12 protein-coding genes are annotated in these 15,250 nt (G+C 39.0%); 5 read left to right on the top strand and 7 right to left on the bottom strand.

Features of this window, described 5'->3' with window-relative positions; genetic code table 11:
• Positions 1-181: 181 nt before the first annotated feature.
• Both H6G68_RS00770 and H6G68_RS00765 read right to left on the bottom strand, forming a co-directional pair.
• On the bottom strand, positions 182-1,147 hold the full coding sequence (locus H6G68_RS00770) for an SPFH domain-containing protein (protein ID WP_190904912.1): 966 nt from the start codon (positions 1,145-1,147) through the stop codon (positions 182-184).
• 52 nt (positions 1,148-1,199) lie between these two features.
• Complete coding sequence (locus H6G68_RS00765; RefSeq protein WP_190904911.1) at positions 1,200-1,634, bottom strand: NfeD family protein; 435 nt, start codon at positions 1,632-1,634, stop codon at positions 1,200-1,202.
• A 240-nt stretch (positions 1,635-1,874) separates the two neighbouring features.
• Between H6G68_RS00765 and H6G68_RS00760 the strand changes: the two genes are divergently transcribed.
• Both H6G68_RS00760 and H6G68_RS00755 read left to right on the top strand, forming a co-directional pair.
• Positions 1,875-3,830, top strand: a complete 1,956-nt coding sequence (locus tag H6G68_RS00760; RefSeq protein WP_190904910.1) for a PP2C family protein-serine/threonine phosphatase — start codon at positions 1,875-1,877, stop codon at positions 3,828-3,830.
• Positions 3,831-3,984: 154 nt separating this feature from the next.
• Positions 3,985-4,257: a ferredoxin-thioredoxin reductase variable chain gene (locus H6G68_RS00755; protein ID WP_127056429.1), complete on the top strand. Its 273-nt coding sequence runs from the start codon at positions 3,985-3,987 to the stop codon at positions 4,255-4,257.
• Positions 4,258-4,265: 8 nt separating this feature from the next.
• Here the strand turns inward: H6G68_RS00755 and H6G68_RS00750 are convergent, their stop codons facing one another.
• On the bottom strand, positions 4,266-4,487 hold the full coding sequence (locus H6G68_RS00750; RefSeq protein ID WP_190904909.1) for a hypothetical protein: 222 nt from the start codon (positions 4,485-4,487) through the stop codon (positions 4,266-4,268).
• A gap of 649 nt (positions 4,488-5,136) precedes the next feature.
• A complete protein-coding gene (locus tag H6G68_RS00745; RefSeq protein ID WP_190904908.1) occupies positions 5,137-5,856 on the bottom strand; it encodes an FG-GAP repeat domain-containing protein in 720 nt (239 codons plus the stop codon).
• A gap of 584 nt (positions 5,857-6,440) precedes the next feature.
• Between H6G68_RS00745 and H6G68_RS00740 the strand changes: the two genes are divergently transcribed.
• The 3 genes from H6G68_RS00740 (at position 6,441) to H6G68_RS00730 (ending at position 11,524) form a co-directional block, all read left to right on the top strand.
• The gene (locus tag H6G68_RS00740) at positions 6,441-7,046 is read left to right on the top strand and encodes a sigma-70 family RNA polymerase sigma factor (protein ID WP_242045091.1); all 606 of its coding nucleotides are present in this window, start codon (positions 6,441-6,443) and stop codon (positions 7,044-7,046) included.
• 291 nt (positions 7,047-7,337) lie between these two features.
• Entirely contained in the window at positions 7,338-8,702 is a 1,365-nt protein-coding gene (locus tag H6G68_RS00735) for a DUF1822 family protein (protein ID WP_190904906.1), read from the top strand.
• An 80-nt stretch (positions 8,703-8,782) separates the two neighbouring features.
• A complete protein-coding gene (locus H6G68_RS00730; protein WP_199332455.1) occupies positions 8,783-11,524 on the top strand; it encodes a pentapeptide repeat-containing protein in 2,742 nt (913 codons plus the stop codon).
• A gap of 94 nt (positions 11,525-11,618) precedes the next feature.
• On the opposite strand, the gene H6G68_RS00725 is transcribed toward H6G68_RS00730, so the two are convergent.
• The 3 genes from H6G68_RS00725 to H6G68_RS00715 form a co-directional block, all read right to left on the bottom strand.
• Positions 11,619-12,410, bottom strand: a complete 792-nt coding sequence (locus tag H6G68_RS00725; RefSeq protein ID WP_190904905.1) for a YdcF family protein — start codon at positions 12,408-12,410, stop codon at positions 11,619-11,621.
• A gap of 49 nt (positions 12,411-12,459) precedes the next feature.
• Positions 12,460-12,969, bottom strand: coding sequence for a hypothetical protein (locus H6G68_RS00720; RefSeq protein WP_190904904.1), 510 nt, complete (start codon positions 12,967-12,969; stop codon positions 12,460-12,462).
• 208 nt (positions 12,970-13,177) lie between these two features.
• Positions 13,178-14,743, bottom strand: a complete 1,566-nt coding sequence (locus H6G68_RS00715) for a bifunctional aminoglycoside phosphotransferase/ATP-binding protein (protein ID WP_190904903.1) — start codon at positions 14,741-14,743, stop codon at positions 13,178-13,180.
• Between the last annotated feature and the right edge of the window lie 507 nt (positions 14,744-15,250).

Here is a 15,250-nt window from a genome sequence, read left to right as displayed (position 1 = left end):
TGGTGATTGGTGATTGGTCATTAGTGATTAAGTTATTCTTAATTTTCTCCGCGTCCCCCTGTCCCCGTGTCTCCGCGTCTCCATATCCGCGTCTCCGTGTCCCCGTGTCTCCGCGTCTCCATATCCGCGTCTCCGTGTCCCCGCGTCTGCCCTAATTATAAGTCTTGAACCGAACACGATATTACTGAGGGTTTGAGTCAGTAGAAACATCAGACACCACAGAACGTATCCCCTCTAAAGCAGCGGGAATAGTGCGAGGATCTATAAAAATCACCTTACTACTATCGCTTTTACCAATAGCTGTCCCCATATCCAGATAACCCAAAGCAAACAGAACTTCCACAGCCTTCTTAGCTTCAGGGTTAGTTCTAATTTTTTGGGAAATAATTTCTGCTGATTCCGCAATAGCCTGCGCCCTGAGAACTTGTTGTTGGCGTTCGGCTTGCGCTTTTAAAATAATCGCTTTTTGTTCAGCTTCAGCTTGTAAAATTACTGATTTTTGTCGAGCTTCAGCATCCAAAATTTGAGCATCAGCCTTACCCCTAGCACTATTAACAGCAGATTCTCTATCGCCCTCAGAAGTGAGAATTGATGCCCGTTTCCGTCGTTCAGCCGACATTTGCAATTCCATTGCTTCCCGCACCGCCTGAGAAGGGATAATATCCCTCAACTCAACCCTTGTCACCTTCACACCCCAAGGATCAGTAGAAACATCCAAATCCTGTAACAAAAGCTCATTGATTTGAGAACGGGCAGTAAAAGTTTGATCTAACTCCAATTGTCCCATTTCCGAGCGAATTTGAGTTAACACCAAATTAACCATCGCCGACTGCAAATTTTCCACCTTATACCAGGCTTTTTCCATATCCACAATCCGCCAGTAAACCACAGCATCCACCTCAATCCCCACATTGTCGCGGGTAATGCACTTTTGGGGAGGAATATCTAAGACTTTTTCGCGGATAGTTTCTCGGTAGACAACTTTATCAAGGAAAGGCAGAACAAAATTTAGTCCTGGTTGCATTTTCTTGTTATAACTACCTAATCTTTCCACCAAAGCTTCATTTCCCTGATTGACAACACGCACAGATCCGGCAACAGCAGAACCACCAAGCGCCAAAAAGACAAGTAAAAAAAACTGTTCCATAATAATTCTCCTAATTGCTGAGTCTAGATTTTACAAAACCAATCACCACAGACTAAGAATGCAAAATATTTTCTGGCATCACAATTAAAGTAGTCCCTTCCCTTCTCACCACATAAACACTTTGATGAGGTGGTACACACAGTTTGTCATCATCACATCTAGCCCGCCAAGAATTACCCTCGTATAAAACCCGCCCTATTTGTCCCACAGGAATTTCTGTTAAAGTTTCTGCAATGACTGCATCCTGAATTTTCGACTTGCGCCGTCGTGGTTGCAAAAATCGCCGAGAAAGTAAAATCAGCATTGTGGAAAGCAACAGCCAAACAGCGACTTGCAGCCAGACACTTCCTAAACCGAGTTGAGACAGTACCGCCACTGCAAAAGCACTAATTCCCATCATGAAAGCCACAAAAGCCGATGGTAAAAACAGTTCCATTAAACACAGAACCGATCCTGCCAGCAGCCAAATTAAGGTAAAAATTGGCATAGCGCCATCCTAGACACTACATTACATTCAGCTAAATATATTCCTGTGATTATATACAGTCATGCCCTAACGAATTACGGAAAATAAAACTTGGTAATTTTAACAGGCAATTTTTGATTAAATTGATTAATAAGGTGTAGCCTGGGGTACACAAACCGAGTTTATTATAATCTGCTAGTCATTGACAGCTAAACTTAATCGAAATTCACAAGTTAATTCATTCTTTATAATTTATACATTATGATTTCTACTCAACAGATCATTCATTGCCCAAATCCAGACTGTCATCAACCGATTAATTCTGTCGGAGATAAGTTTTGTGTCAGTTGCCAAACTCCCCTAGTTTATCGCTATCTTTGGGCGACTGGCACAGAAGCAGCGAAAATGTTACCAGGGACATTGGTAGCAGACAGGTATGAAGTAATTACACAGCAGATTTGGCTAGATACTCAACCAAGACTCTCACCAGAAGTACCGTCAGAATTGCCAAAAACAGTTATTCCTTACCTCAAGTTATATCAACAGCAGTTACACATCCCCCAACCCTACGGATTTACTAGTTCCTTAGATGCTAGTGACATCTTACTGCTAGAAAATGCGCCCATAGATGAAATGGGAAATCTCTACCCAACTATTACCGCAGCTTGGGAAGAAGCAAAAGCAGTCAGACAAGTTTACTGGCTATGGCAAATTCTCCAACTGTGGACACCATTATCAGAATTGGGAGTAGCCCAAAGTTTGCTCATAGCAGATAACTTACTTGTGCAAGGTTGGTGTGTAAAGTTGTTAGAACTTCACCCCACAATAGAGACAATCAGCTTACAGGATTTGGGTCAATCCTGGCAGCCTTGGGTAGCAGTGGCAAAAACAGAAATTGCCCAACGTTTCAGCAGCATAGTCCAGCAAATGTGCCAAAAAGAGGCAGAATTCACAGCCATAGCCACCCAACTCAATCAATTATTACTAATATCAGCATCTGAGTTGCCCTTAATGCTAACAGTCGCAGGGGTGACAGATTCAGGGGTAGTCATGAGGCACAACGAAGACACCTGTTACCCCAGTCACTCTGAAGACTTAAATGACTCTTTATACCCACATTTATCAATTGTTTGTGATGGCATTGGTGGACATGAAGGCGGCGAAGTTGCCAGTAAATTAGCAGTGCAGTCCCTGAAGTTGCAAATTCGCGCTTTGCTAAAAGATGTCGCCGAACAAACAGAATTTGTGCCCCCAGACTTGTTGCAGCAGCAATTAGCTGCCAGCTTGCGGGTAGTGAATAACATGATTTGGTCACGCAATGACGAACAAAACCGCCAAGGTAGAGAACGCATGGCAACGACTTTAGTTATGGCTATACAACTACCACAAAAAGTAGTCACAACGGCTGGCTGGGAGTCAGAAAATGCCCATGAACTTTACTTAGCGACTGTTGGTGATAGTCGTGCTTACTGGATAACTCCCAACTATTGCCAATTACTGACAATAGATGATGATATGGCCACAAGGGAAGTATGCTTTGGGCAGAGTCTGTATCGCCAAGCAATTCAAGCAGCTAATGCCAATGCCCTCACCCAAGCATTAGGCACAAAAGAAGCGGAATTTCTCAACTTTGCCATCAAGCGCTTGATCTTGGAAGAAGACGGGATTTTGTTGCTATGTTCAGATGGTTTAAGTGATCATGACTGGGTGGAAAAATCTTGGCAAGATTACGCAATTCCACTATTAACAGGTCAACTCTCAGTGGCAGATGCTGCCCAGAAATGGGTGAAGCTGGCAAATGAAAAAAATGGTCAAGATAATACATCTGTTGTGATCACACTTTGCCGAATCTCTCAAGCCTTTTTAGTGCCGATTACACCTGCACCCTTGGTAATAGAACCTATTGAACCAGAGGAACCAGTAATAACAGCATCAGAAGTGGAATCTTCAGAACTAGAAGCCCCAGCCGTAGAATCATTAGCAGACAGTTCTCAAACCTTGCTGGATTTGGATTTGACAGAGGAACCTGCCCAAATTCCCGTTAAACAACCAAATCGGGGTAAGCTTGTGGTCATGCTGGTGGGATTCTTCGCTTTGCTGCTAGGAAGTGCCAGTCTGGGTTTATTGGCTTGGTGGCAACTAAATCCTCAATCTTTTGGGCAAGCTTGTCAGCAACTTCCCCAAAAAGTACAGCAATTATGTCCAGAACGCAAATAAGGTCATATTTGACCATTGCCCATCTATGGTAAAATCATCCAAGCGTGAAAAATCAGTAATAGAGTCCGCTCGATGCTGAAAATGACCATCTAACTCTGGATAGCAGCAACAGTCTATCTTGAGGAACAGTTCATTAAAGCAATTTCAGTGACGGATAGCTGTGGAGATGGTTGTGGAACAGCAAAAGTTAAATGTAAGTAATGTTATGAAAGTTGGCGATCGCGTTCGTGTTAAAGAATCGGTAGTGGTTTATCATCATCCTGAGCATCGCGGCCAGGCTTTTGAAATCAAAGGTACAGAAGGCGAAATCAGCGCTATCGTTACTCAATGGAACGATAGACCTGTGAGCGCTAACTTTCCACTCTTAGTCCAGTTTAGTAAAAAATTTAAAGCTCATTTACGCGAGGATGAATTAGAAGTTATTTAAATAATTCATTAGCGGCGACAAAACCACTGCATAATATTCAGTTCGCCGCGCATTTTTTCTAAGTCTCTGCGATTTTGGGCTGCGGTTGTGGAATACCACTGGCAATGACGCTCAAATTCAGAACGTGTGTGAACTTCATGATAGAATTGGTGGGTTGTTTGGTAGCTGGCAAAGGTTTCGTCAACTTCCGGCTGAGGTGATGGGACAATATATGGTAAGTTTTTACTCATTGGTAATGGGTAATTGATATAGTATTCCCTTTACATGATAGTAACTTCTTCAGACAAAAATAATTAATAGACCTATTGCAAAAATTATCGAACAGAATTCAGGAGTCAGTAGTCAGAATTCAGTTGGGTATTCTGTGCGAGTGGCGGATGAATAACCGGGTTTAAGACCCCCACCAAATCGTAGATTTGGTGGTCTTTAATCAGTCGCAGGTCTGAATCCTCGACTGATTGATTCTGACTCCTGGCTACTGACTCCTGACTCCTTCTTCAATCCCAAATTTAAAAAATGCGATCGCTTAAATCTAAAATAAAAGCGATCGCTACTCTATCGCCAGGTTAAAAATCATTGCCGGGGCAATACGATCTAGTGATTTTATCCAACTCAGTTCCCCTATTTTTACAATCCGTCTCCAAGCTAAACTTTCTACCGTGGAAATAGCGGGAATAATAATTTGATGTCAGCGTATTTCATGAATTAATGCTCCTACAAGTGCCAGCCCTTTATCTGAAGAGATGGCAAAAGGTAACAAGAGCGCACGTTGAAAAACTTGAAGAAAAAAGCTCAGGCTTTGGGCTTGGAACTCATCCCTATTTCTGACTCAACGCAATGTGTTTCTTAGGAGTTTTGGCGCTCATCAAGCATCTTAATTCAAAAAAGCTGTTCTCTTGTATTGTTTGATACAAAAATTTCGGCACTCCTATCTACTCCCAGCCCTGTAACGGTACATTTAGTGATTTGTCTAGATACTGGTACTAAAGCAAGTTCAATTGTTCTACTCTCACCTTGTCTCAACACAAAATTCTCAATTCTACTGGTAAAACGTCCAAGTGTGTTGCAAGCTAGTCCTTTTACTTGTCCAGATGATCCTAAGTTACTAACTCTTACAGACAATCCTCTTGAACCTCTTCTAATACTAGTTATCATAAAATCAGGTCTAGGACCTGCTTGATCTGTTCCAGCAAACCAATTTCGTTCATTCGCAAAGTCAACCCATGACCAACCTGCACTATCACGACATACGAGATCGGCACGTCCATCATTGTTCTGATCAGCTACGAAGATACTAGCACCTGAGTGCGTACACCAACGAGAGTTGGGAAATACCCACTCTTCAATGAGTGCGCCTCTACGGTTAATTGCTACCCAAAGATGACCAGTCACTCGATCACGACAAATAGCATCAATTACTCTGTCATTATTCAGATCAACATTAAAACGTCGTGCAGTTAGATGAGTACACCAACTGGAAGAAATAGGTTGAGAATATCCAGAGATAGGTTGGGAAAACACGATACTAGGGATAAAGCTCAATAAACTGGACAACCCAACAGCAGTAAAACTAAGAAGTTTTTGAATTTGACGGCTCATAAATTGCTCGCTATTGATTGCAGACTAATGATTGAAAGTGATTCTAGTTTTATTACTCACAACTAGTAGATGATTCAGCAGAAGTGGAAATAGGAAAAGATATAGGAGTAGCTGTTGCAGCTACAATTAAACCAAGAATTGCACTTTTAATTTTTAGATGCTGATTCATGAATATTTCCTCAAATTTAATTCTTTGAAATCATGAGAAGCAGTTTTTTCTCCTCACTTTCAACAACAAATGAGAAAAACAAAATATTCCAAAATTTGCTAAAAAATTTTTATAGGATATAAAAAAAAGCCATCAAACCCTTTTTCAAAAAGCTTTTTAGTCCAAATTCAGTCACCACTCAGGGCATAAAATCCAATCACCCACTCTATACGATAAGTGCTTAATCTAACTACGTATACCTCTACAGTAAAATTACGTAAATATTCAGGAACATATAAACCTGATATTAGTCGTTCTAAGCAATCTACACTTGCTATGCCGCCCTTTTTAGTGATTCTTGTACTCTTTGTATCTACTTTATTTCTAGATAAACTGAGATTTGGCAATTATGTATTTAAACCTAGTTTCAGGGACTATGAAGCATCCACCTATTGATCCACAACTTGAAAAAGTAATCACCAAGATTGCCCAAAAATATACTAGGGGCAGTTCTATATCTTGGGAAGATGCTGCCCAAAACGCTATCATGAAAGTCTATGAAGCGCTCAACGCTGGCAAGTTTCAAGGAGGAATTGAAGAATTTCCGTGTTGGGCTACAGTTGTGGCAAAGCGTGAAATTATTAATTTTGTCAAAAAAGAATCTTTGCGAAATCACCCAAGTTTAGATGCACCCATTACTGGAACTGATTTATCTATGGGTGATACAATTGCTGACGAGTTTAACCTTTTAGACGCTGTAACTCATGCAGAGTTAATTTTCAAAGTCAGACAAGCAATTATCGATCTAGATTCCCGTTATTCCAAACGGAACTATCTCAAACTATGGCAACTCAGGGTAGCAGATCACAACCAAATTCAACAAGCCTCAGCACTAGGAATTAGTCAAGGGGAAGTTTCCAAGCGTTGGAAGCAATTAGTTGAACTTATCACCATAGAATTAGGATTAGTGAACGTTGATGGTGTCAAACGCGAACAGCAAAATATTAAAAATAATCGCAAGAGATCCGAAGACAAATGGTAGTGAAATTTGGTATTTCTCTTTGTTTTTTATTTCAGGACTTATGCAAAACAGAACGAAAGTAGCGGTAGTTGATCAATTACCTATAGCAATAATCAGGTTTTCAAGCACATCTTTCGTAAGTCCTATATTTCTATCCCCATGAAAATATATGTCTATTTATGACTCAGCAAGGAAAAATCACCAATAAAAGACTGAACAAATATTTGATAAGTTCCTGATTTCTCAGCATAAAATCATGGACTTACTTGTTAATAAAATTAGCTATCCTTGAAAATCAGGAAATATAAATCTATGTTGACAAATTTTGATAATAATAAATCTGCTAATGCGCGAAGATTTTCCGCATCAACACCACAACCTGGAGAAATTTGGGAGTTAAGCCGTAATTTACAATTTCCGGGAGAATTTTCTGCTAATGAAAAAAATAAACTTTACTCAACAGAAGCTAAAAGTTTTTTACAAGGTAATACTCCATCTCGCTATGTCATGATTGTCATGAAGTTGGAATCAGATAGTGAAACCGAATCAGAATGGAATGTTGTTTCTGTCATGGTATTATCTGCGGAAATTAATTTTATTTCCGATGTTGATTTACTTATTCCCGCAGATATTTCTGGTTTATCACAAGATTTATTAGCTGAAACTTGGCACGTAAAACCCATGCTTACTGATAACTTATTACAACCGATTGGAAAGAGATTATCACGTGATATTTATGATATGTTGCTAACTAATGGAGACTATCATCATGGGTTATTAAATCAGCCTCCAGAAACTTTTGATATTGAAAGATTGGGATTAAAAGTAGGAAAAAGAAAAGCTTTAGATATGCCGATAAGTGCTTTATTTCATAAACAAGAAAAAGCTTGGAGTGATGTATTAACAATACCAGTAGCAGCTTATCGCGCCTATGTTAAAAGTGTGAATCTTACCAATCAACTTCTCAATGAGTATTTAGAAGTAGAACAAGAATTATTACAATCTAATACCAAAATAAATAAAATATATATTAATCTTAGTCGCTGGTGGCAAAATATTTTTGAATCAGAATGGCTGGATTTTTATACGTTACCAAACTTTGCAATAGCAACTCGCAGTCATAATTTTCAAAATTTCCAGCAAAATAGCGATGAAATAGCAGAAATTATTCAACAATTATCACCAGACAATAAAGAAAATCAACGTCAAAATGCTGCTAAACGATTAGGAGAAATTGCCGTAGGTAATGTAGATGCAATTCAAGCTTTAGTCAGTTTATTGAGAAGTACCTCAGATGATGAAACTTTGTGGATAGCTGTAGAAAGTTTGAGGAAAATTGACCCAGAAAATCCTGCTGCTGGTGTCAGAAGAATAAAACTAATTGATTTAGGTATGGATATTGCTGGTAAAGCTGTAGCTTTAGCTGTGGCATTTTTACAAAAAATTGATGGTGATGTTGGTGTCATGTTGCAAGTTTACCCCACAGGCAATAATGATTATTTACCACCAGATTTAAAGTTAATATTACTAGATGATTCTGGAGAAATATTGCGTGAAGTCACTGCTAGACGTGCAGATGTTTATGTTCAGCTTAAATTTACCTGTGAGATGAGAGAAAAGTTTAGTGTAAAACTAACTTTAGGTGATGCTAATTTTCATGAAGATTTTGTGATTTAGTTCAATTAAACTATGTAGGTTATGGAAAAATTAGTAATAACCCTACCTACATTAAATTCATTTACATAATAGTATTATTGATGCTTCTTAACTTTGCAGGGAAAAATCTTCAAGGTCATGACTTTAGTGGTCAAAACCTTACAGGTGCAGACTTTAGTAACGCCGATATTCGGGGTGCAAATTTTACTAATGCTATTCTGAGAAATGCTAATTTTCAAAATGTGAAAGCTGGTATTAAAAATGATTGGGCAACTTTTTTGCTCATAGTTTCGTTTTTACTATCTATAATATCAGGCATTTTTTCAGGATTTTCGGGTACTTATTTAGTAACTTTTGTACTTAAGGCTTCTTATAGTACAAATCTTTATATTTTTTTGGCATCATTTACTGCGCTTACAGTTTTATTTGCTGTTACTATTTTCCGAGGGATAAGAGATGCTTTAGTAGCTGTCATCATTATTAGCACCATTGCGGGAGCTTTTTGTGGAATATTTGCTGGAATATTTCCTCAAGTAGTAGTTATACCATTTATTACTGGCTCTTTTCTAGTTGCCATTACAGTTGCTTTTTTGATTGGAACAATAGCTTGTACTATTGCGGGAATAATTGCTATTTATTTTGCTATAACAGTAATTACCTTAAGCATAATTGGAGTAATTCCTGGCTCTCTTGTTGTTGCGAAAATGGCTGTTATTATGGGTTTTTCTACTGGAGATATTGTTAGTGATTTTATTGAAATCTTTATTGGTGCTATCAGCGTGAATATTTTCGTAACGTTGCTTAATGGTTATGTTAGTTGGCAAGCTATAAATTTCAATGAAAAATACAATTTAGTTGGCAAACTAGCTGTTGCATTAGTTAGCATTCGTGGAACCTGTTTTAGAAATGCTGACATCAGATCAGCTAACTTTATCAATGCTAATCTCAAAACTATAGATATAAGAAAAGTAACTCTAATTCATAGCAACTTTTATTCTGCCAAACAACTTGACTATGCTATGTTTGGTAGTACTATTTTAAATAACCCAAAAGTGAGAAGTTTGCTTGTTACTAAAAGAGGTTGGCAAAAGTCTTTTGCAGGTTGCAATCTTAAGGGTGCAAACCTCGCAGGTGCAGACCTAAGTTATGCTAATTTAACCGAAAGTGATATTAGTCAAGCAACCTTAGAAGGTGCAAATTTAGAATATGCAAATCTTACTAAAACTCAAGCTACAGGTACAAACTTTCAAAAAGCAAATTTAACTGGAGCTTGTATAGAATCTTGGAATATTGACAATACAACTCAATTAGAAGAAGTGATTTGTGATTATGTTTATCTTTTGAATAATCAACAAGAACGTCGTCCTAGCAGTGGAGAATTTGCTCTTGGAGAATTTACTAAATTATTTCAAGTAGCGATAAATACTGTTGATTGTATTTTCCGTAATGGTTTAGATTTACAGGCTTTATCTGCGGCTTTAGCAAAAGTAAAAATAGAAAATGAAGATATCCCTTTAACAATTAAAAGTATTGAAAATAAGGGTGATGGTGTTGTTGTGGTGCGTGTAGATGTACCACAAGCAACTGATAAGGGAAAAATCCACGCGGAAATTACTCAAAATTATGAATTCGCTCTCCAACAGTTAGAAGCAAGATATCAAGCACAATTAAAAGATAAAGATGAACATTTAAATGACTTAAAAAAATTTATCGAAATTTTAGCCCCTACTGTGAAAAAATCACCAGAGGGAAAGTTAGTAATTTTAAAATTAGGTCAAGGTGATTTAAGTACAGGATTTCCAGTTACACTACAAATTAGCTTAGAAGGAGAAAGCCCATATTTTGAATTCACGGGTCAATTACCTCCAGCTTCAGAATTAGCTTTAGCATATCATCAATGGCAAACTGCATATCGTCAAAGTTTACAGGGAATTTTGCGAATCAAGTTTCCAGAAACACAAGTTACCAATATTAGCAAGCGAGAATTATTCAGAGAATGCGATAAATTGGCAGATGCGTTAAAAAAGCAAGTGAACTTATGGTTAAATTCCGAATTATTTCGCCCTGTTAAAGAGCAATTACTAGAAAAATTAAATCCCTCAGAATCTATTCGGATGCTTCTGCAAACAGAAGATAGCCAATTACGACGGATACCATTGCAACTGTGGGATTTTTTTGAACGTTATCCTCAAGCCGAAATTGCTCTTTCTTCAACTGTTTATGAAAAAAAAGAAAAGTCTCAATCATCGAAATCTCATGTAAAAATATTAGCAATATTGGGAGATAGCACTGGTATTAATACACAAAAAGATAGATTTTTACTTGAACAATTAGCAAATGCAGAAGTAAACTTTTTAGTAGAACCCAAACGCCAAGTGCTAAATGATGAACTTTGGCTACAACCTTGGGATATCCTCTTTTTTGCTGGACACAGTTTTACTCAATCTGAAACAGAAGAAATTGGTTATTTTCACATTAACAAAACTGATAGTTTAACAATTGCTGAGTTAAAAAATGCTATGACAAAAGCTATTAGTCAGGGTTTGCACCTGGCAATTTTTAACTCCTGTGATGGTTTGGGAATAGCCACTAATTTAGCGGATTTACATATTCCTCAAATGATTGTGATGCGAGAACCAGTACCCGATAAAGTAGCACAGGAATTTTTAAAGAATTTTCTGACAGAATTTTCTAGTGATAAACCTTTGTATCAATCTGTACGTGAGGCACGTTCTAAGCTACAAGGTTTAGAAGATGAATTTCCTTGTGCGACTTGGCTACCAGTAATTTGTCAGAACCCAGCAGAAATTCCTCCGAAATGGTATCAGTTTCAAGATAGTTAGTAAAGACGATAGGACTAAGCGATCGCGCTTTTAAGTTGCACAAATAGCATTTCCGAATGGCACAAAGTTAAGTCGAAGCATAGTCAGAAATCTCTTATAACCAACCCCGTAAGCTATAAATAAAACTGCCAATATATTCTTTTAAAGCACTGGTAAATTGATTCAAGTTATTAGAATCTGGTAATAAATTCAGTATAGCGGCTTTGGGAGTGTTCGTTAGTTCTTGGAATTCGCCTTTGCTAACTAAAAAGTCAGTTGGTGCAGGGATAACATCAATACCTTGACGCTGAAATATTTTGAGCGATCGCGGCATATGCATGGCAGAAGTTATTAATAATACCTGTTTAATTCCCCGATATTCCAGAATTTTACGGACATTGACAGCATTTTCATAGGTATTGAGAGAAAATGGTTCTTGAATTATTACTTCGGCTGGGATACCAATAGATGTCAGGATAGTTGCCATATCTGCTGACTCTGGGGAACCACTACCACGCCAATCAATGCGACCGCCACTCAAGATGATTATAGGCGCTTTTTTTTGCCGATAGAGTTGAGCCGCATAAATAACCCGATCTCCTGGTTCGCTTAAATCCACAGTCGGACGTGGCCAAATTGCTGATTTAGTTGCACCACCTAAGACCACAATAGCTTCTGCATTAGGGATTTGGGCAGCAGGGATATTTTGCCATTCTAGCGATCGCACCAAAGACTTAGCCACCCAACCATTACTGCACACGAGTAATAAAATTAAAGATAGACTAATAGCGATCGCCGCAATTCGTGGACGTTTCCACAACGTTACCAAAGCCACTATCAAGCTGACACTAGCTAATCCCAAAGGGTAAAAAAACAGAGGCAATAATTTAGAAAGATATAGGAACATAATTCATAATGCGTAATTGCCTCTTCTCCTAAATGACCAATCACCAATCTTATCTTTGCCAAAACCGAAAATTGAAACTTCCAGGAGCGCGACGATAACGGCGGATAGGTTTTCTCTTTTGCTGTTTAGTACTCCTCTCATTGGTTTCTTCAATTTCTTCTTCAACAAATTCATCTGTCGGCTCAATTCTAGCTTCTTCCTTACTTCTCCACCAAGCAATAATCCAGCCTCCACCGACAGCAGAAAATCCCCCAAATAAGATACTTAACGGTGCGGAATAACCCAAAAACACAAAGCAGAACATGAAAAATAACCAGTATTTCAGTGCAGCATCGATGCCATCATTAGAAGCTACATTTGGGATCGGGGGGTTATTTTCGTTGACTATGGTGAACCATCCTAAAGCAAAACCACCCATAATACCCACAAAGAGACTCAGGATGAGTGAGGCTCCTGTGAAGCTGGCGATAATGGTTAAAATGAACCCAAAGACTAGTTGAGAAAAGAAGTTTGGCGAAGAAGACAAAATATCGCCTAAGAGATTATTTTTGGGAGCCATATACCAATTGTGGATTTTGGGTTTTAGATTTTGAATTGGGAAAATTATTACAGCAGAATTCAGGAGTCAGGAGTCAGGAGTCAGGAGTCAGGAGTCAGGAGTCAGGAGTAAAAAAGGCTTGGTGTCTAGGTTTCAATTTAGATTCTGTACCTCATTGATCTGCAATCTGCTGTAAATAAGGTAACTTATCCCAATTTGGTTTAAAAAACTATTCAGAAATTAATGTTTGTAATTGTGCCTCTAGTGGTTGAGTTGTATCCAAAATTTTAATATATGCTTGCTCTTTTTCTGTAAAAGGTTCAGCTTGGTTAAGTTGAGAACCCAACAAATCAGCAGTAGCATCAGCAATATCACCAGTACGGTTAACAAGACGCTCTTGGAGTACTTCTAGGGGTGCTTTACATTGGATAATCTGTAGAGGTAATTGATGTTGTTGTGCTTGAGCGTTACCGGAGGTCAGCGCAGCTATCGCATCTTGGCGTAAATGCTGACGATCATACTTAGCATCTAAAATTACTGTCCAGCCTTGATTAGCCAGTGTAATTCCCAATGTCAACAACCGTTCATAAGTCTTCTGTGTCATCTCAGGTGTATAGATTTCATCACTACCACGTTCAAACAGAGGAATTCCCGCCAAATGTTTCCGCACCGCATCAGAACGCAAGTGAACTGCTCCCAATTTCCGTGCCAAATATCTAGCTGTGGTACTTTTACCAGAACCTGACAAACCCGACATCAAAATCAGTTGTCCTTGTTTGGGTTTAGTATATTCCCAAGCTTGGCGATAATATGCAGATGCTGTGTTTGCAGCTTCATCCTTCACAGTCGCAGGTACACTGGCATCATCTAATAAAAACGAAGTCACCTTAGCCCTGACATAAGCTTGACGACTTAAATACAAAGGTAACACCTGCAAACCTTCCCAATCTCCAGTTTGCTCTACATAAGCATTCAAGAAGGCATTTGCCAAGTCTTTACGGCCTCGCGCTTCAATATCCATCACGGTAAATGCCACATCATACATAACATCAACAAAGCGGAACGGCTCATTAAACTCAATGCAGTCGAACAACAGTATTTTGTCATTCCACAGAGCAATATTTCTGAGGTGTAAATCTCCGTGACATTCACGAATATAGTTATTGGCAATTCTGCTGCTAAATAATTCTGGATATTGAGCAAAAAAGTTATCTGTATATTCTTTTGTTTGGTCAAACTGTTCTTGTGTCTGAGGTCTACCAATATACTTTTCAGTTTGTCCGTAATTCTCATCAATCGCTAACCGCACTTTTGGCACTTCTCCAAAGCTGCGAATATAATCATTACTCTCTGCCTTGGCGTGATATTCAGCTACCACTCGTCCCAAATTTTCTAAGTTACTGTCATTTAACTTACCCTCGGCAAAAAGTTCGCTAAATAGAGACTCTTGAGGAAACTGGCGCATTTTGACTGTATATTCTACAGTTTCTCCTGTTCCATCTACATGATATTGTTCTCCAGCTAAAGTTATGGGTAAAACTTCCAGGTACAATTCACCTGCTCCCCGCTGATTTAAACGGAACTCTTCCTGACAAAAATGCTGGCGTTTTTCTAAAGTAGAAAAGTCTAAAAAGCCAAAATTTACAGGTTTTTTGAGTTTATAAACATAATCGCCCGTTAGCAATACATAAGAAACATGAGTTTGAATTAGTTGAATTGGTTCTGTCACCGCATGGGGATAAAATCCTGGCTGTAACATTTGCTGAATTAATGTGGGAAGAGTTGTTTGTGTCATAGTTTTGGGGATTTTTAACCGCAGATATAGACACCCGTCGGGTGGCTTCTCGTTCGCGCAGCGTCTCGTTAACGTAGTGTCTCCGACAGGAGAAGAGAAGATTACTCAGCTAAACGCATATAGTTATATCATGACCGCCTAATCACTTACAGCAGAATTCAGGAGTCAGGAGTCAGGATTGAAGAAGACACTCTTACACGGGGACGCTCTTACACCCCAAGTCTAAAGCCAGGGGATTCCAGCAAGGAATGTCTTTTTTCTTCTCCACGACTCAAGTCGGGGGCTTGAAACCATTTGCGTCGAACGTCGGACATAGGCGACTCTCCGCGTCGCCCTTCGGGTTCGGAAGTGATGCCTCCGGCACGTCCTTCGGACGAACGGACTCGACGGGAACCGCCAAGACTCCGACTTCCTCACCGCGTCTCCCACTCTGGAGCGTCCTCTTCGGTCAGTCTAAATGATAAGTATTCAACCGGACATGATATTCTTGGCTGTGGCCATACTTGG

Source organism: Anabaena catenula FACHB-362, from assembly GCF_014698735.1.
Lineage (GTDB): Bacteria > Cyanobacteriota > Cyanobacteriia > Cyanobacteriales > Nostocaceae > Anabaena > Anabaena variabilis_A.
Note: the sequence above shows the minus strand (reverse complement) of the source record. Positions and strands in the feature narration are given on the sequence as shown.